Raw genomic sequence first — 17,182 nt, 5'->3', positions numbered from 1 at the left:
AAATTAAGGGTTTTTCCTGAGTCTGTCGCTTGATGCGGCGCGGGAGATCCTGGCGATTTCTGGCGGTTTCGGCGATTGGTGTGCCGCAGCGGGAGGGGAGTGCTACCATCGCTGACTGCCCGGTCGGATAATGATGTCATTCAGGCACTTGCCGGGCCGCTCATCCTGCCCCATCCCGATGCTTGCCTTTTACGCCGATCATTTCGTCCTGCCGTTGCCGCCGGGTCACCGTTTTCCTATGCGCAAATACAGCATGCTGCGTGATGCGGTGGTGCGTGAGGTGGGCGGGGTGGAACTGCGCGAGGCGCCGCGTGCCGATGATGAAACACTCGCATTGGCCCACACCGCTGCCTATATCGAGGAGGTCTCCACCGGCCAACTCGATGCGGCGCGTCAGCGCGAGATCGGCTTCCCCTGGTCGCATGAAATGGTGGAGCGTTCCCGGCGCTCGGCCGGCGCGACGATTGCCGCTTGCAGGGTGGCGCTGGAGCAGGGTATCGCGGCGAATCTGGCTGGCGGCACTCACCACGCGTACGCGGACAAGGGAGCAGGGTTTTGCGTATTCAATGACGCGGCGATTGCGGCGCGTCGCCTGCAGCGCGACGGCAGCGTCCGGCGTGTGGCGGTCATCGATCTTGACGTCCACCAGGGCAACGGTACCGCATCGATCCTGCGTGATGACCCAACGATATTCACGCTGTCGCTGCATGGCGAGAAGAACTACCCGTTCCGTAAGGAAGCTAGCGATCTCGACGTCGGGCTGCCGGATGGGTGCGATGACGGTACCTATGCCGTCGCGCTGGCGTCCGCCCTCGATACTCTGTTCGACCGATTTGACCCTGATCTGCTGATCTACCTGGCCGGCGCCGATCCTCATGAAGGTGATCGCCTGGGGCGATTGAAGCTCACCATGGCCGGTCTCGCGCGGCGAGACAGCATGGTGTTCGAAGCGGCGCGATCGCGTGGGTTGCCGGTCGCCGTCGCGATGGCGGGTGGCTATGGCAACCAGATCGAGGACACAGTCGCCGTGCATACGCAGACCATCATGCTTGCCGCGCGGTATCACGCACAGCTTGCCGCCGAACGCGCGAGCGTGTCATGAATCGATTGCAATCCGTTGGAACCTTGTGGCGGCCAGTGCGCTCATATCGAGCTGTCGCGCATCTGGCCGGTGCCGTTTGTCCGAGCCATTCCTGACCCCAATAACAATGAAGCCCGAACCCGACCGCCGCAGTGCCTACGCACACTTCCAGCCGATCACGACGCGTTGGATGGATAACGATGTCTATGGTCACGTCAACAACGTTGTCTACTACAGTTATTTTGATACGGTCGTTAACACGTACCTGATCCGGGCTGGCGTGCTGGACATCGAGGCGGGCGAGACGATCGGTCTGGTGATCGAGACGCAGTGCAACTACTTCTCGTCGCTGAGCTTTCCCGACACAGTGGTGGCGGGGCTGCGCGTGGCGAAGCTCGGCAATTCGAGCGTGCGCTACGAGGTAGGGCTGTTTTGCAACGATGATGACGTCGCCGCCGCGCAAGGACATTTCGTGCACGTGTATGTCGATCGCGAAACGCGTCGGCCGGTGCCGCTGCCGCAGCCTTTGCGCCAGGCGCTCGAGGCGCTGGTGATTGGCCAGCAGGCACAGTGACCACATTAACAAGAACAAGGAGACCGCAGAGCATGTCGACCCCTGGTGACGCAGCGATCGTCGATCGCGCCATCACAACGCGCCGTTCGATTCGCGCATTCCTGGATACGCCGGTACCACGCGAGACCGTCGAAGAGATTCTTGCGGTGGCAAGCCGCGCACCCTCCGGTACCAACACCCAGCCGTGGAAAGTGTATGTGCTGGCCGGCGATGCCAAGGCCCGCCTGTGCGCGGATGTGCTGGGCGCGTACGAGGATCCCGAGCGCGATGCCAAGTACCGCGAGGAGTATCCGTACTACCCGCGCGAGTGGACCAATCCGTATCTGGCGCGCCGCCGCAAGGTTGGCTGGGATCTGTACAGCCTGTTGCAGATCAGCCGCGAAGACAAGGCGCGAATGCACGAACAGCATGCGCGCAATTTCCGTTTCTTTGATGCCCCTGTAGGCATGATCTTCACGATTGATCGGATCATGGAACAAGGAAGCTGGCTGGATTACGGCATGTTCCTGCAAAGCATCATGGTGGCGGCGCGCGCACGTGGCCTGGATACGTGCCCGCAGGCCGCCTTTACGCAGTTCCACAGGATCATTGGGCAGCACTTGCGTTTGCCCGAGGAAGAGATGGTGGTGTGTGGCATGTCGCTTGGATATGCCGACCCCGAGGCTACGGCCAATCAATTGACGACGGAACGTGAACCGGTCAGCGGGTTCGCGCGTTTTCTTTCCTGAGTCGCTGCCGGTGTCCTCAGGAATCGACGAAATCGACCGATATGGACGCCGAGGGCACTTTGATTTTGTAAAGGGTGGCTGGCTGTGCCGGGGTGTCGACATGGTTTGTCGACGTGATGCCGGTTACACAGCAGCCGACCCAGTTGTTGTTTTTGGAGTTGCGGAAATATGACGAAGTAGGCGCTTTTCCCGTGATGTGGAAATGTTTGCCAACCAAACTTTAACGAGCGCTTCTAAGTCATTAATCTTGCTAACAATTTCTTAATTTCCTAAACTAGCGCCATTCCGCAGCCGCGCTGATCAGATCATGTTCCGGATCGAATCTCTCATGCCCCGATTCTTCGGCCTACCTCAATTGACCGCGCTCGCCACTTCGGCGGTCGTGTCCATTGCCCTGCTGGCCGCGCCGGCCTCGTACGCAGCGACGTCGTCGACTGCGACGAAGTCGTCGTCGAAAAAGCAGGCAAAATCCACTAAAACCACCAAAAAGGTGGCTTCCGCGAAAGCGGAGGCGTCGCCACGCAAGGTGATCGTCCTGCGCAACGGCAAACGTACCGTCGTCGCAAGCCGCGCAACGCCGGTGCGTGCGGCGTTTGTGCCGTCCAAGCCGTCGCTGGGCGAGGCGATGGGCCTGCGCGATACCGAGGATGCGCTTGCCCTGCGTTCGTCAGTGGCGCTGGTCATGGATCAGAACACCAATGAGGTGCTGTTCCAGAAGAATCCCACGGCTGTGCTGCCGATCGCATCCATCACCAAGCTGATGACCGCGCTGGTGGTGATGGACGCACGTTTGCCGATGGACGAGATGCTCACGGTGACCGAGGAAGACCGCGATACCGAGAAGCACAGCAGCTCGCGTCTGCGCTTTGGTACCCAGCTGACCCGCCAGGAGATGCTGTTGCTGGCGCTGATGTCGTCGGAGAACCGTGCTGCTTCGGCGCTGGGTCGTAACTATCCGGGTGGCCTGCCTGCCTTTGTTGGCGCGATGAACCGCAAGGCGCGCGAGCTTGGCATGAGTGACAGCCACTTCGTCGATTCGAATGGCCTGTCGAGCAGCAATGTGTCGAGCGCGATGGATCTGGCTCGCCTGGTCAATGCCGCCTATCGCAATCCGACGATCCGCGAGTACTCGACGCAACCCGAGCACGAAGTCACCGTGTTTGGCCGTCCGATGCACTACGTCAGCACCAACCGCCTGGTGCGTGGCGGCAACTGGGATATCGGTCTGCAGAAGACCGGTTATATCTCCGAAGCCGGCCAGTGCCTGGTGATGCAGACACGGGTGAATGATCGCAATGTGGTGATGGTGTTCCTCGACTCGGTTGGCAAGCTGTCGCGCTTTGCCGATGCCACGCGCGTGCGTAGCTGGCTCGAACATCAACCGGCGACGTCGGCGCAACCGCGCCCTTTCCCGTCGAATCCCAATCTCACTCAGGGCCCTAAATCGCCCACGGCGATCCTGGTCTCGCAGCAGTCGCACGGTACCTGAGCGACGACATCTGAGCGTTTGGGCCGTACAAGAAAAACGCGCCGCCGGGCGAAAACCCGGCGGCGCGTTTTTTGTTTGCCTAGGCTGCGATCAGGCGATCAAGCTGTAGGCTCGGGGACATATCCCATGCCACGCGAGATCTGCAGTGCGGTGTCCTTGAGGTTCTGCAGCCAGCTATCCTGAAGCCGATCGGCCGGGGCGGAGAGTGACAGGCCGGCGACAAGGCGTCGCGAGTCGTCATAGATGCCTGCGGCGATACAGCGGACGCCGAGTTCCAGTTCCTCGTTATCGCGTGCGTAGCCATTCGAGCGCACCCAGGTCAGTTCGCGTTCGAGCTTGGAGATGTCCGTGATCGACGTGCGCGTATGGCCGGCCAGCCCAGTACGGGTGGCGTAGTTGCGTACACGCGCGCCTTCGTCCGCGGCCAGGAACAGTTTGCCGACCGAGGTCAGGTGCAGCGGGGCGCGGCCGCCGATGGCACGCACCACCTGCATCCCCGAACGCTCGCTGTAGGCGCGCTCGATGTAGACGATTTCGTCGCCCTGGCGTACCGACAGGTTGACGGTCTGGCCGGTGACGCGGTGCAGGGCACGCATTGGCGCCAGTGCAGCGTCACGCACCGAAAGGCGTGCCTTGACCAGATTGCCCAGCTCGAGCAGCCGCATACCCAGCCGATAGCTGCCCGGATCGGAGCGGTCGACAAAGCGGCACGCCACCATGTCGTTCAGGATCCGGTGGGCCGTGGACGGGTGCAGGCCGGTGGCCAGCGAAAGCTCTTTCAGGCTGACGGGGTCGGCGTGCTGGGCCAGCGCGTCCAGCAGCGTCATCATGCGCTCGATCACCTGGATCGAGGTCTTGCCGGGTGACTTGTCTGCTTCTGCCATGGAGAAAATTTGTGCCGTGCGGCAAATTAAGCGTTTGCCTGATTCTATCTCACATCGTGAAAATTTCAACTGATGAAACGTGATTACTGAAATCAACCTCCAATCGCTTGCGCGATGACCGAACATTTCGCGTGAGCCGCATTGTGCGGCGGGATGAACAAGATTGCGGCGCCGGATGCCCGCAGCGGCGGGGGCAAGGGGCATAATTGCGATGTTTCTGGGTCTGGAAAAAGGGAAGCGATGCGAATCGGACTGTTCGCCACCTGTCTGGTGGACCTCATGCGCCCCGAGATCGGGTTCTCGGTGCTGAAGCTGCTGGAATCGGCTGGCTACGAGGTCATGGTGCCCGAGGCGCAGACCTGCTGCGGACAGCCTGCCTACAACTCGGGTGAGCGCGCTGTATCACGTGACCTGGCGGAGAAATTCCTGCGCGAGTTCGAGATGTTCGACTACGTGGTGGTGCCGTCAGGCTCCTGCGGCGGCATGATTCGCCAGCACTATCAGGACCTGTTGCGCGACGATCCGGAACTGCATGGCCGCTACGAGCGCCTGCGGGAGCGCGTCTTCGAACTGACCGATTTCCTCGTCAACGTGGCAAAGATTGACCGGTTCGATTCCACTTTTGCCGGCCGTGTCACCTATCACGATTCCTGTTCCGGCCTGCGCGAGCTGGGCGTCAAGCAGCAGCCACGCGAGCTGCTGGGCAAGCTGCCGGGCGTGACGCTGACCGAAATGAAGGACTGCGAGGCGTGCTGCGGATTCGGTGGCACGTTCTCGGTCAAGTACGGCAACATCTCCACGGCGATCGTCGACGAGAAGTGCGCCAATATTCAGTCCAGCGGGGCCGATGCGGTGGTGCTCGGTGACCTCGGCTGTATCCTCAACATCGAAGGCCGGCTGCGTCGCACGGGCGATACGCGCACACGTGTGCTGCATATCGCCCAGGTGCTGGCTGGTGACGCCTGAAGACCCGCAACGAGCCCCCACGATGCAAGTCCACAGCATGGAATTCAAGGCGCGCGCAGGGCAGAAGCTTGCCGACCAGCGCCTGCAGCAGAACCTCAAGAAGCTCTCGACCAAGTTTGTCACCGCGCGCGCCGATGCGATCCGCGACATCGATTTCGATGCCACGCGCGCCGCGTTGAAGGAGCGGCGCAACCGGGCGCTCGAGAACCTCGATGTCTGGCTGGCCAAGTTCGAGGAGAGCGCGACGAAGCGTGGCGCCACGGTGTTGTTTGCCGAATCGACCGCCGATGCCGCGAGGCTAGTGGGCGAAATCGCGCAAAAGCATGGCGTGAAGAAGGTCATCAAGAGCAAGTCGATGGTGACTGAGGAGATGCGCCTGAACCAGGTGCTTGGCGAGATGGGCGTGCAGAGCATCGAGACCGACCTCGGCGAGTACATCCTGCAGATCAACGATGCCGAGCCGCCGTCGCACATCATTGCGCCGGTGATCCACAAGGATAAGGACGAGATTGCCGACCTGTTCGCCAAGGTCCATAACAAGCCCCGTCTGACTGATATCCCCGAGATGACGCGCGAAGCGCGCGAGGTGCTGCGGCCAGAGTTCCTGTCCGCCGACATGGGCGTCACGGGCGGGAATTTCATCATCGCCGAGACCGGCTCGGTGGCCGTGGTCACCAACGAAGGCAATGAGGGCATGTGCACGATCATGCCGCGCGTGCACGTGGCCGTGACCGGTATCGAGAAAGTCCTGCCGACGCTGGAGGATCTGGCCACCGTGATGCGGCTGCTGCCGCGTTCGGCAACGGGGCAGGCGATCTCGAACTATTTCTCGCTGTTGACCGGGCCGCGTGCCGAGGGCGAGCGGGATGGTCCGGAGCATATGTACTTCGTGCTCGTCGATGGTGGACGCAGCGGCCTGATCGGCGGTGAGTTCCAGGAGATGCTGCGCTGCATCCGCTGCGGCGCCTGCATGAACCACTGCCCCGTGTACCAGAAGATCGGCGGGCACGCCTATGGCTGGGTTTATCCGGGCCCGATGGGCAGCGTGCTGACGCCGAGTTACGTCGGGCTGGCGAATGCCCTGGACCTGCCGCAGGCAGCCACGCTGTGCGGCGAATGCAACCGCGTCTGTCCGGCGTCGATCCCGCTGTCCGATCTGCTGCGCAAGCTGCGCGAGAAACAGATGGAACGACGCCTGCGTCCGTGGCAGGAGCGGGCGGCGCTGCAGGCCTGGGGTTTTATTGCACGACGCCCGGATCTGTACGCGTTTGTCACGCGCATGGGCGCGCGCCTGCTCGCACGCATGGGCGGCCGTGGAAAGCTGATCGCGAGCCTGCCGATGGCGGGCAAGGGATGGACGGACACGCGTGACATGCCGGCCCCGAGCGGCCGGACGTTCCGCGAACTTTACAAGGAAAGGAGGGCGCGTTCATGAGCGCCAATCAGGAGACGCTGGCCGCAATGCGGACTGCGCTGGATGCACACGTCGCCGGCAGCCTGCCGGTGGGGGATCTGATCGAACAGTGGCGTGCCTCGGCATCGTCGCTGACGCTGCCGCCGGTATTCGGTCAGGCCATGGAAGAGTTGCTGCGCAGGATGGAGATGTCGGCCGTGTTCGCGCAGGATAGCTGCTCGTTCTCGAGCACTGCGGTGACCGACCAGCTCAAGAAGTGGCTGGATAAGGCGGGAACGATATAAGGTACTGCCACAGGTTTGCTCCCCTCCCGCAATGCGGGTGAGGGGAGCTTACCTATTTACCCCAGCAGCAGCGCGTCGTCATCGAGCTGCTCATGCCGCGTCTGCTCGAACATCTTGAGCAGATCGGGCACGTCCAGCCCCTTGCGCTGGTCGCCGGACACATCCAGAACGACCTGGCCCTGGTGCAGCATCACCGTGCGCTGGCCATAGTCGAGTGCCTGGCGCATCGAGTGCGTGACCATCATCGTCGTGAGCTTGCTTTCCTCGACGATCCGGGCCGTCAGTTCGAGCACGAATGCCGCCGTCTTCGGGTCCAGCGCCGCGGTGTGCTCATCGAGCAGCAGAATGCGCGACGGCTGCAGCGATGCCATCAGCAGGCTTACTGCCTGGCGTTGGCCCCCGGACAGCAGACCAATCCGGTCCGTCAGCCGGTTTTCGAGGCCCAGGTTCAGCAGGCGCAGCTTGTCGCGAAACAGCTCGCGCGACGACTTGTTCAGCGCCGGGCGGAAGCTGCGACGCGAACCACGTGCCATCGCCAATGCCATGTTTTCCTCGATCGTCAGCGCCTCGCAGGTGCCGGCCATCGGGTCCTGGAACACACGGGCCACCAGATGGGCGCGATCCCAGGCCGGCTTGCGCGTGACGTCGGCGTCATCGATCATGATTCGGCCGGTGTCGATCATCAGGTCGCCGCTGACCGCGTTGAGGAAGGTCGATTTGCCGGCGCCATTCGAGCCGATCACGGCAACGAACTGGCCAGCCGGAATCTCCAGGCTCAGGCCGCGCAGCGCGCGGTTCTCGATCGGGGTGCCCGGGTTGAAGGTGAGCTTCAGGTTTTCGGCGCGCAACATATCAGGCACCTCCGTTCTTGCGGGCGAACAGCTTCTTGCGCGTGGCCGGCAGCACCAGCGCCAGTGTCACGAGGGCAGCCGTCACCAGGTTCAGATCCTGTGCCTTGAGGCCGATGAATTCGCTGTTCAGCGCCAGCGCGATGAAGAAACGATAGAGGATTGCGCCAACCACCACAGCCAGCGTGACGTACACCAGACGTCGTGCCGGAATGATCGTTTCGCCGATGATCACGGCGGCCAGGCCGATCACGATCGTGCCGATACCCATCGAGATGTCGGAGCCGCCTTGCGTCTGCGCGAACAGTGCGCCTGCCAGTGCGACGAGCGCATTCGATAGTGCCATGCCGGCCAGCGTCGCGCGGCCGGTGGGCACGCCCTGGGCGCGGGCCATGCGCGGGTTGGCGCCGGTGGCGCGCATCGCCAAGCCAAGCTGCGACGAGAAGAACCAATCCAGGCCAATCTTGGCGATCACGACCACCACGAACAACACCACAGGGCGCAGCACGTAGTCGGGCATCCATTCCGGCTGCAGGATCGTGAAGATGGTCGGTTCGGTGATCAGAGGCACGTTCGGGCGGCCCATGACGCGCAGGTTGACCGAGTACAGCGCGATCATCATCAGGATACTGGCCAGCAGGTCCATGATCTTGAGTCGCACGTTGAGCCAGCCCGTGATGAAACCGGCCAGCGATCCGGCGATGATGGCGGCCACCGTGGCGGTGAACGGGTCGTGCCCGGCCGAGATCAGCGTGGCAGCCACGGCACCGCCCAACGGGAAGCTGCCGTCGACGGTCAGGTCGGGGAAATTGAGGATGCGGAAGGAAATCAGCACCCCGAGCGCCACGAGACTGAAGATCAGGCCGATCTCGAGGGCGCCCAGAAGGGAAAAGAGGGACATTGGGGAAAATCCTGTTGCTAGCCCGACCGGTTTGGCCCGGGTAGGGCCCTGGGGGCGCTCAAGGCCGCGCTCGTAGGGTAGGCGGCGCGGCCTCGTTGGGTCTTACTTGATGACGGTCTTGGCTTCCTTGATCAGGTCCGGCGACAGGGTGACGCCTTGCTTCTCGGCGGCGCCCGTGTTCACGAACAGCTCAAGGTTGTCGGAGGTTTGCGAAGCAATCGCGCCCGGCTTTTCACCCTTCAGGATGCGCAGCACGACCTTGCCGGTCTGATGGCCCAGGTCGCCGTAGTTGATACCCAGGGCGGCGATGGCGCCACGCTTCACGCTGTCGGTGTCCGAAGCCACCAGCGGGATCTTCGATTCGTTGGCCACCTTGACCAGCGATTCATACGCGGACACGACGTTGTTGTCGGTGTTCGTGTAGATCACGTCCACCTTGCCGATCAGGCTCTTGGCGGCCGGGCCGATGTCCACGGTACGCGGCGCGGCGGCTTCCTTCAGGGTCAGGCCTTCCTTGGCCAGCAGTGCCTTCAGTTCCTTGACCACCACCACCGAGTTGGCTTCACCCGGGTTGTAGACCATGCCCACGTTCTTGGCCTTGGGCACCACGCGCTTGATCAGGGCGACCTGCTTGTCCAGCGGCAGCTTGTCCGACACGCCGGTCACATTGGTGCCGGATGCGCCCCAGCTCTTGACCAGCTGAGCAGCCACAGGATCGGTCACGCCCGAATACACCACGGGGACGGACTTGGTGGCAGCCACCACGGCCTGCGCCGACGGCGTGGCAATGGCCACGATCACGTTCGGCTGGTCACCCACGAACTTGCGGGCGATCTGGGCGGCCGTGCCGGTGTTGCCCTGGGCGCTTTGGTATTCCCACTTCAGGTTCTTGTCGGCGTCGTAGCCGTTGGCCTTCAGTTCGTCGCGCACGCCGTCACGAATGGCGTCGAGTGCCGGGTGATCCACGATCGACAGGACCTTCACAGTCTGGGCCTGCACGGCGCCGCCGTAGAGCAGAGCCAGCGCGACTGCGCTGCCGAGGATGGTTTTGGTGGATGCCTTGAGACGCAGCATGTATTTGTTCTCCCCCGAGGGTTCGGTGCTTTAGATCAGCCGCAAAAACGTGACCGCCGTCCTGACAGTAAGCCTGCTGGCACTGGAAACATGTCAGGCAGGGTGACCCGGTCGGTCCGCGTGCGGGCGCGCTGCGCCCGGCGGCAGGTGCGGGCGCGCGCGCGGTCGCAACGGATACGACGGCGCGAAGGCTCGCAGCATACCATTTTCACCGCCTGGATGGCTCGCTTTTAATGCCGCACCGCGCCATATCCTGCTGAAAAACACCTCTACCGAGGAGGTGCACCGCAAATTATTGCGCCGGATTGTGGATTTCGGCGTGAATGCGCTCAACGGCCGACAGCACCTCGGCTGAAAGTGCGGTATCCAGGGCGTCTACGTTTTCTTTAAGTTGCGCAAGGCCCGTGGCGCCGATGATCGTGCTGGCGATAAACCAGCGCGAATAGCACCATGCCAGTGCCAATGTGGCGCCCGACATCCCGTGCGCGCGGGCGAGTTCCAGGTACCGCGCGGCGGCCGCCATCGTCTCGGCTCGCATGTAGCGCGGGCTCCAGTCAGGGGAGAAGCGCGTCAGCCGGCCAACGGCGTCCGGGTTGAATACGGGGTGGTTTGCATCACCGGTCAGGTACTTGCCGGTCAACTGGCCGAACCCGAGCGGGCTGTACGCCAGCAGGCTGACCTCGGTGCGGAAGCAGGTCTCGTCCAGCCCCTGCTCGAAGCTGCGGTTGACGAGGTTGTACGGGTTCTGGATTGTGGCGATGCGGGGCAGGCCATGCCGCTCGGCCACATTGACGAACTCCGTCACGCCCCACGGCGTTTCGTTCGACACGCCGACGTAGCGGATCTTGCCGGCCCGCACCAGATCGCCCATTGCTTCGAGTTGCGCCTCGATTGTCGCGCACTGGCGCTCAGCTTCGGGGTTGAAGCGCTTCTGGCCGAAAATCGGTGCATTACGCGCCGGCCAATGAATCTGGTAGAGGTCGATGTAGTCGGTCTGCAGCCGCTTGAGGGAGTCCTCCACCGCGGCGCGGATGCTGTCAGGCGTCAGATCCCCGGCATTGCGTATCCACGGGTTGCGCGCCGGGCCGGCCACCTTGCTGGCGAGCACGACGCGATCACGCGGTTGCTTCTTCAGCCAGGTGCCGATGATCCGCTCGGTGCTGCCGTACGTCTCGGCGCGTGGCTTGACCGGGTACATCTCGGCGGTGTCGATGAAATTGATGCCGCGCGAGAATGCGTAGTCAAGCTGGCTATGGCCCTCGGCCTCGGTGTTCTGCTCGCCGAAGGTCATCGTGCCCAGGCAGATGCGCGAGACTTCAAGGTCGCTGCGGCCGAGTCGGATCTTTTTCATGGTGTTTCCCTGGATCGTGTCGGCCGACAGAATGCCTGAAAAGCGCTATCGGCGCAGGGCGCTGGCGCATTCGCGCACCAGCGTCGGCCCGCGATAGATCAGGCCGCTGTAAACCTGCACGAGCTGCGCGCCGGCGTCGATCTTGGCGCGCGCATCGGCGCCGCTGAAGATGCCGCCCACGCCGATGATCGGCAGCGCGTCGCCAATGACTTCGCGCAACGCGCGCACCACCCGCGTGGACGCTTCGAACACCGGCCGGCCGGACAGGCCGCCAGCTTCCTCGGCATGAGGCAGGCCCTTCACGGCGTCGCGCGAGATCGTCGTGTTTGTGGCGATCACGCCGTCAATCTTGTGGCGCACCAGCGCATCGCCGATGTTGCGAACCTGGTCATCGTCGAGATCGGGAGCGATCTTGAGCGCCACGGGCACGTAGCGCTTGTGCTGGTCGGCCAGCCGCTGCTGGGCGGCCTTGAGAGTGGACAGCAGGCTATCGAGTTCGCTGGCGCCCTGGAGCTGGCGCAGGTTCTTGGTGTTAGGCGATGAGATATTCACCGTGACATAGCTTGCGTGCGGATAGACGCGCTCAAGACAGTACAGGTAATCGTCTGCCGCGCGCTCGATCGGCGTATCGGCGTTCTTGCCAATATTGAGCCCCAGCACACCGCCTTCGGCCTTCCAGCGGGATGCCTGGACGTTCCGGATGAATGCATCGACGCCCCCGTTGTTGAAGCCCATGCGGTTGATCAGCGCGTCGGCCTGCGGCAGCCGGAACATGCGCGGGCGCGGGTTGCCCGGCTGCGCCCGAGGTGTGACCGTGCCGACTTCGATGAAGCCGAAGCCGAATGCCGCCAGGCCATCGATATAGGCGCCATCCTTATCCAGGCCGGCCGCCAGGCCGACCGGATTCGGGAAGCGAACGCCCATGACCGTGCGCGGGTCGTCGGCGATGCTGTTGCCGATGCATCCGGCCAGCCCCATGCGCTTGGCGCGCATCAGGTTATTGAGCGTGAAATGGTGGGCGTCCTCCGCATCCATGGAAAACAGGGCGGGGCGCAGCAGGGGGTAAAGCGCGTTGAGCACGAGGGTGGGGCGCGGCCAGGGCCGGCGAGGAGTCTGAACCAAGGCGGCATTGTAGCGCCTCCTGCGTCCGTTCTTACTCCAGGGCTGGGCCGGGTGCAGGTTGCTCGGATGCCTCCGCCGGAGCCTCGAAGGTGTGCCACTGATTGCCGGTGAGTACCTGCAATGGCTGAAAGCGTGCCTTGTAGGCCATCTTGCGGCTGTCGGCGATCCAGTACCCGAGGTACAGGTGGGGCAGGCCAAGCTCGCGGGTCTGGTTGATCTGCCACAGGATGTTGTAGGTCCCGTAGCTCGCGCCCACGATCAGGGGGTCATAGAACGTGTAGACAGACGACAGGCCATCGTCGAGCACGTCGATCATGCTGACCATGCGCAGGCGTCCCGCTTCCGGGGATCCCGGTGGTTCACGAAACTCCACCAGACGGGAGTTCACACGGCTCTGCAGCAGGAACTGCTCGTACTGGTCGCGGCTGTCCTGGTCCATGCCGCCGCCGGCATGGCGCATCGACTGGTAAAGCAGATACAGCGCGTAATGCTCCTCGACGTAGGTGAGCGGCGCCACGAGGGCCTGAAGGCCTTGATGGTCTCGCCATGCGCGGCGCTGGCTGCGATCGGGTCTGAACTGGTCGACCAGCACCCGGCATGGCGTGCAGGCGCGGCATTCGTCGCAATAGGGGCGGTAGGTGAAGATCCCGCTGCGCCGGAAGCCAGCCCGCACCAGCCGCGAGTAGACGTCGGCATTGATCAGGTGCGCCGGCGTGGCCACCTGAGAGCGTGCCATGCGGCCTTCAAGGTAGCTGCAAGCGTAGGGCGCCGTCGCATAAAACTGCAGCGCGGAAAGCGGGAGTTCCTTCAGCTTGCTCATGGCGTCGGAGATGGGCGGGGGCTTGTCTGGCAGTCTATCAGAGCGGGCCGGCGCACGTCTGCAAGGTGATGCCGTGGCCTGCTGGCGAGATGGGGCACCATTTTGAGATTCCTCGCATGGTGTGGCGGATGGCGGACGCCTAGCATGTGAGTCATCTGACACAGCGGAGAATTTGCAATGACAGCCATGGTCATTCAAGCAGAGGCTATCGAGCGCAGCGTCGTAGACGCCAGCACCGACGGGCCGCGTGAATCGCGGCCGTCCAAGATCACGGAGATCGCCGCCTTGATCGCGGCGATCGCTGCGGGCGGCGCGACACTTGTCGCGGTGATGAGCTATCAGAATGCGGTCATGGAGGAAAAGCTCACGGCCGCGGTGAGTCCGCTTGCCACGTCGATCATTGAGATGGATAAGCGTCTCACTACATCGATCGGCGAAATGGACAAGCGTCTCACCAATTCGATCGGTGAGATGGACAAGCGGCTTACCAATTCGATTGGTGAGATGGATAAGCGACTCACGGGGCGGCTGGACCAGGTCGATCGACGCCTGCATCAGATGGATCAGCGAATGGATCGGATCCAGGTGGGCAGACGAAATGTCCCGTAGCCGCGCATACGTGGGGTGGGCTGCAGTGAGCGCAATCCGCGGGGTACGCGTCGAGGGAGCGCTGATACCAGTGTGGGCACGTGACGCCGACGCTTGTCCCCAATGATCCGTGCAATCAGAGTTCGGTACTTGCCTGTGATGTCCAGCGCGTCAGTTCAGATTTGTCAAAACGCCAGGGAGAGATATTGGCTTCGGCAGCCGTATGGCGAACGTGTGCAATGAACTGCTCGCGAGGGATTGGTTCGGCGCCGAGCGAGGCGAGGTGATCGGTCTCCTGCTGGCAGTCGATCATGGTCACGCCGTGGCGTTCCAGGAATCCGCATAGCGCCGCTAGGGCGATCTTCGACGCATCCGTGCGGTGGGCGAACATCGACTCACCGTAGAACATGCGCCCCAGGGCCACGCCGTAGAGGCCGCCAACGCGTTCGCCGCGATACCAGGTCTCGACAGAGTGCGCGAGTCCGAGGCGATGCAGGCTGCCGTACGCTGCGACGATCTCGTCCGTAATCCAGGTGCCGAGCTGGCCATCACGTGGGGTCATTGCGCAAGCCTGCATCACGGCGACGAAATCGTCATCGACGCGGATTTCCCAGTCGGGGTCCCGCAGGATGCGACGCAGGGTCTTCCGCAGGGACACCGAAATCTTCAGCCGATGCGGGGCCAGCACCATTCGCGGGTCGGTGCTCCACCATAGAACGGGCTGGCCTTCCGAGTACCAGGGAAAGATGCCTTGTCGATAGGCTAGAAGCAGGCGCTGCGGTGAAAGATCGCGGCTGGCCGCAAGGAGTCCCGGCGCGTCACTTGCTGGTCCGAGCGCGCGCTCGACCGGTGGAAACGGGTCCTGCGGGTCGAGCCAGGTGATCATGCTCTGAGGCTGGAGTTGCGGCTGGAATTGCGGGAAATCTGCGGGTTGGACGTCGCCTGTTACGGCGTGACCGTGGCGCGGCTGGTCAGCGGGCGCATCGGCTTGTCGATGTCGAGCGTATGCAACCGGAAGCTACTATCGGCGATCCTGCCCGCAGCGCGGTCGGCGAAGAAGCAGCGCAGCGTGTGGATGACCGTGGGGAATGCCAGATCGTCCCAAGGCACGTCGGCTTCGTCGACGAGCTTGACCTCGAGGCTTTCTTCGCCCGGGGCTACATCCAGGTCCAGCAGGCGGGCCAGATAGAAAAGATGCACTTGATGCACGTGCGGCACGTTCAGCATCGAGAACAGTTCACCCACTTCGACGCGGGCGCCGGCTTCCTCCAGCGTTTCGCGCGAAGCGGCTTGTGCGGTGGTCTCGCCAATTTCCATAAACCCCGCCGGCAGCGTCCAGAAGCCATAGCGCGGCTCGATTGCGCGTTTGCAGATCAGGATCTTGTCTTCCCACACCGGGATCGTGCCCACGACATTGCGCGGATTCACATAGTGGATGGTGCCGCAGCTATCGCACACGCTGCGCGGGCGGTTGTCGCCTTCAGGCACGCGCAAAACTACCGCATGGCCACAGTTCGAGCAGAATTTCATGAGGGAAGCATTCGGGAGGAATGGCGCCAAGTGTATCACCGCGCCGGGGCGCTTCTGTATGGCCCCTGCCGTCCGGCGCGTCATGCAAAGCGTGCGTGCCAAGGCAAACAAAAAACCCGCCAGTAGGCGGGTTTGCTGTGCGACGGTCGGTTGGTTGCGGGGGCAGGACTTGAACCTGCGACCTTCGGGTTATGAGCCCGACGAGCTGCCAACTGCTCCACCCCGCGTCCGTCGAAGCTGTGATTATAGGTGAGTCGTTGACGCAATGCAACAGAAACATCCGAATAATTGCGGAGATACGCTGGATGACCTGCTGACAAGGGTTAGATCGTTGCGCGTGGCAGTTGGTTCAGGGCGTGGAAGGGCTTTCGCTTGTGCGCTGCCGTAGGGCATCCCACCAGGCACCTTCGAACTCGAAACTGTCGCGTTGCTGCAGGTCGTCGCGTTGCCACATCACGCGGTCGCGGCGTACGGTGAGCATCCAGGTGGTGGTGGCGAGCGGCTCGGGCACGTCGAAGGCGCGGGGGGTGAGGATAGCGGCGCAAGCGCCGTGCACGGGGTCACGCGCCGATGTGTACCGGATCAGGCCGATGGCTGCCTCGCGCGCGGTGCGTCCGAACGCCTGACATTCATCATGCTGGTTGGGGTCGGTCCAGCGCGCGCCGTCGTCCACAAACGGCGGCGTATCGAGTGCCACCCCGTCGGTCTTCACGCTGACCTGGAACAGGGTCTGCGCGCGTGCATCGATGCGCGGCAGCGCCGGGCTGTCCTGCAGGAACCGCCAGCGCCAGAATCCCAGCTCTGCGCAGGCTGTGCGAATGGCTTCAGCGCCATAGAACACACCGATGTCCTGGGGGCCGCGAAAACGTGAGCCCTCGGCGGCGGGCGGGTAGCGGAACGGTGTGTAGATCAAATAGTGCAGATGCCGCGCATCGAGTGGCACGACGGGCTTGCCGGCGTCGAGGACGGCCTCCAGCACGGCCTGCTCCTCGAGCGTATCGACCAGCGGCATGGTCGATACCACGTGTTGCGCTTCTACCGCCCGCCAGAGCCTGAGCGCGAACGGCTTGCGCTCAGATGCGACCGCGGGTGGCGTCCAGGTAGTGAACGACACGTACGATGCCCTCCGTTGTGCGGATCAGTTCGAGCGGCTTGCCGCCGAGTGCGAGATTGTCGTGGGTCAGCCAGAGCCGTGCCTGTTCCTCGTGGCCAAGGATGGCATCGAGTGAGCGGAACAGGCGCACGAACAGGACGGCGAACTCCCATTCCTTGCGATGGACATCGAGCACGTAGCCGCCCGAGGCCATGCGCGAAACTGAAGCGGTGCTGATCCCCAGCACGCTGGCCACGATGGCCTGGCTGATGCCGAGAAAGCCAGCCGCGCGCATCACGGCCTTGGTGAGCGTCACGCCAGGATCGGGGGCACTTCCGGGGTCCGGCGTCGGAATCTGACCAGATTGCATCGCCTATGCTCCTGTTTCTTGAGAAACATTATAGGCACCCGGTTTCAGAAGGGAAGCTGCAAATG

General features: G+C 63.0%; 19 protein-coding genes and 1 tRNA gene. 8 read left to right on the top strand and 12 right to left on the bottom strand.

What is annotated here, in order from left to right; all coding sequences use genetic code 11:
* Positions 1-178: 178 nt before the first annotated feature.
* The 4 genes from RN01_RS22355 (at position 179) to pbpG (ending at position 3,872) form a co-directional block, all read left to right on the top strand.
* Positions 179-1,102: a histone deacetylase gene (locus tag RN01_RS22355; RefSeq protein ID WP_017513884.1), complete on the top strand. Its 924-nt coding sequence runs from the start codon at positions 179-181 to the stop codon at positions 1,100-1,102.
* 106 nt (positions 1,103-1,208) lie between these two features.
* The gene (locus RN01_RS22350) at positions 1,209-1,655 is read left to right on the top strand and encodes a thioesterase family protein (protein ID WP_024570904.1); all 447 of its coding nucleotides are present in this window, start codon (positions 1,209-1,211) and stop codon (positions 1,653-1,655) included.
* A gap of 32 nt (positions 1,656-1,687) precedes the next feature.
* Positions 1,688-2,383 (top strand): nitroreductase, encoded by a 696-nt coding sequence (locus RN01_RS22345; protein ID WP_024570903.1) that lies wholly within the window; start codon positions 1,688-1,690, stop codon positions 2,381-2,383.
* 307 nt (positions 2,384-2,690) lie between these two features.
* Positions 2,691-3,872 carry a D-alanyl-D-alanine endopeptidase gene (gene pbpG, locus RN01_RS22340; protein WP_017514839.1) on the top strand — a complete coding sequence of 394 codons (1,182 nt, stop codon included), beginning with the start codon at positions 2,691-2,693 and terminating at the stop codon, positions 3,870-3,872.
* 98 nt (positions 3,873-3,970) lie between these two features.
* Here the strand turns inward: pbpG and RN01_RS22335 are convergent, their stop codons facing one another.
* On the bottom strand, positions 3,971-4,756 hold the full coding sequence (locus RN01_RS22335; protein WP_008648598.1) for an IclR family transcriptional regulator: 786 nt from the start codon (positions 4,754-4,756) through the stop codon (positions 3,971-3,973).
* A gap of 240 nt (positions 4,757-4,996) precedes the next feature.
* On the opposite strand from RN01_RS22335, the gene RN01_RS22330 reads away from it, so the two are divergent.
* The 3 genes from RN01_RS22330 to RN01_RS22320 are packed head-to-tail and all read left to right on the top strand — an operon-like array spanning position 4,997 to position 7,420.
* The gene (locus RN01_RS22330; protein ID WP_011515983.1) at positions 4,997-5,722 is read left to right on the top strand and encodes a (Fe-S)-binding protein; all 726 of its coding nucleotides are present in this window, start codon (positions 4,997-4,999) and stop codon (positions 5,720-5,722) included.
* Between the two features lie 22 nt (positions 5,723-5,744).
* Complete coding sequence (locus RN01_RS22325) at positions 5,745-7,157, top strand: LutB/LldF family L-lactate oxidation iron-sulfur protein (protein ID WP_024570901.1); 1,413 nt, start codon at positions 5,745-5,747, stop codon at positions 7,155-7,157.
* A complete protein-coding gene (locus tag RN01_RS22320) occupies positions 7,154-7,420 on the top strand; it encodes a hypothetical protein (protein ID WP_008648602.1) in 267 nt (88 codons plus the stop codon). The genes RN01_RS22325 and RN01_RS22320 overlap by 4 nt, the downstream gene beginning before the upstream one ends.
* A gap of 56 nt (positions 7,421-7,476) precedes the next feature.
* Here the strand turns inward: RN01_RS22320 and RN01_RS22315 are convergent, their stop codons facing one another.
* From RN01_RS22315 to RN01_RS22290, 6 genes are all read right to left on the bottom strand, one after another.
* Positions 7,477-8,271, bottom strand: a complete 795-nt coding sequence (locus RN01_RS22315; protein ID WP_024570900.1) for an ABC transporter ATP-binding protein — start codon at positions 8,269-8,271, stop codon at positions 7,477-7,479.
* A gap of 1 nt (position 8,272) precedes the next feature.
* A complete protein-coding gene (locus RN01_RS22310) occupies positions 8,273-9,169 on the bottom strand; it encodes an ABC transporter permease (protein ID WP_011515986.1) in 897 nt (298 codons plus the stop codon).
* 102 nt (positions 9,170-9,271) lie between these two features.
* Positions 9,272-10,243, bottom strand: a complete 972-nt coding sequence (locus tag RN01_RS22305) for an ABC transporter substrate-binding protein (RefSeq protein WP_008652195.1) — start codon at positions 10,241-10,243, stop codon at positions 9,272-9,274.
* Between the two features lie 292 nt (positions 10,244-10,535).
* The gene (locus tag RN01_RS22300; protein WP_017514993.1) at positions 10,536-11,594 is read right to left on the bottom strand and encodes an aldo/keto reductase; all 1,059 of its coding nucleotides are present in this window, start codon (positions 11,592-11,594) and stop codon (positions 10,536-10,538) included.
* Between the two features lie 45 nt (positions 11,595-11,639).
* Positions 11,640-12,674, bottom strand: a complete 1,035-nt coding sequence (locus RN01_RS22295) for a quinone-dependent dihydroorotate dehydrogenase (protein ID WP_017514992.1) — start codon at positions 12,672-12,674, stop codon at positions 11,640-11,642.
* Positions 12,675-12,747: 73 nt separating this feature from the next.
* Positions 12,748-13,536 (bottom strand): arginyltransferase, encoded by a 789-nt coding sequence (locus tag RN01_RS22290; protein WP_017514991.1) that lies wholly within the window; start codon positions 13,534-13,536, stop codon positions 12,748-12,750.
* A gap of 177 nt (positions 13,537-13,713) precedes the next feature.
* Between RN01_RS22290 and RN01_RS32550 the strand changes: the two genes are divergently transcribed.
* Positions 13,714-14,145: a hypothetical protein gene (locus RN01_RS32550; protein WP_024570898.1), complete on the top strand. Its 432-nt coding sequence runs from the start codon at positions 13,714-13,716 to the stop codon at positions 14,143-14,145.
* A 115-nt stretch (positions 14,146-14,260) separates the two neighbouring features.
* Here the strand turns inward: RN01_RS32550 and aat are convergent, their stop codons facing one another.
* The 5 genes from aat to RN01_RS22260 form a co-directional block, all read right to left on the bottom strand.
* A complete protein-coding gene (gene aat / locus RN01_RS22280; protein ID WP_024570897.1) occupies positions 14,261-15,010 on the bottom strand; it encodes a leucyl/phenylalanyl-tRNA--protein transferase in 750 nt (249 codons plus the stop codon).
* A 59-nt stretch (positions 15,011-15,069) separates the two neighbouring features.
* Positions 15,070-15,654 (bottom strand): NUDIX hydrolase, encoded by a 585-nt coding sequence (locus RN01_RS22275; protein ID WP_008652183.1) that lies wholly within the window; start codon positions 15,652-15,654, stop codon positions 15,070-15,072.
* 151 nt (positions 15,655-15,805) lie between these two features.
* Positions 15,806-15,881, bottom strand: a tRNA-Met gene (locus tag RN01_RS22270).
* A gap of 122 nt (positions 15,882-16,003) precedes the next feature.
* Complete coding sequence (locus RN01_RS22265; RefSeq protein WP_029700539.1) at positions 16,004-16,768, bottom strand: RES family NAD+ phosphorylase; 765 nt, start codon at positions 16,766-16,768, stop codon at positions 16,004-16,006.
* Positions 16,728-17,117, bottom strand: a complete 390-nt coding sequence (locus RN01_RS22260) for an MbcA/ParS/Xre antitoxin family protein (RefSeq protein ID WP_017512978.1) — start codon at positions 17,115-17,117, stop codon at positions 16,728-16,730. Before RN01_RS22260 ends, RN01_RS22265 begins: the two co-directional genes overlap by 41 nt.
* Positions 17,118-17,182: the final 65 nt, after the last annotated feature.

It is taken from the genome of Cupriavidus sp. SHE (genome assembly GCF_000812445.1).
GTDB classification, from domain to species: Bacteria; Pseudomonadota; Gammaproteobacteria; order Burkholderiales; family Burkholderiaceae; genus Cupriavidus; species Cupriavidus metallidurans.
Note: the sequence above shows the minus strand (reverse complement) of the source record. Positions and strands in the feature narration are given on the sequence as shown.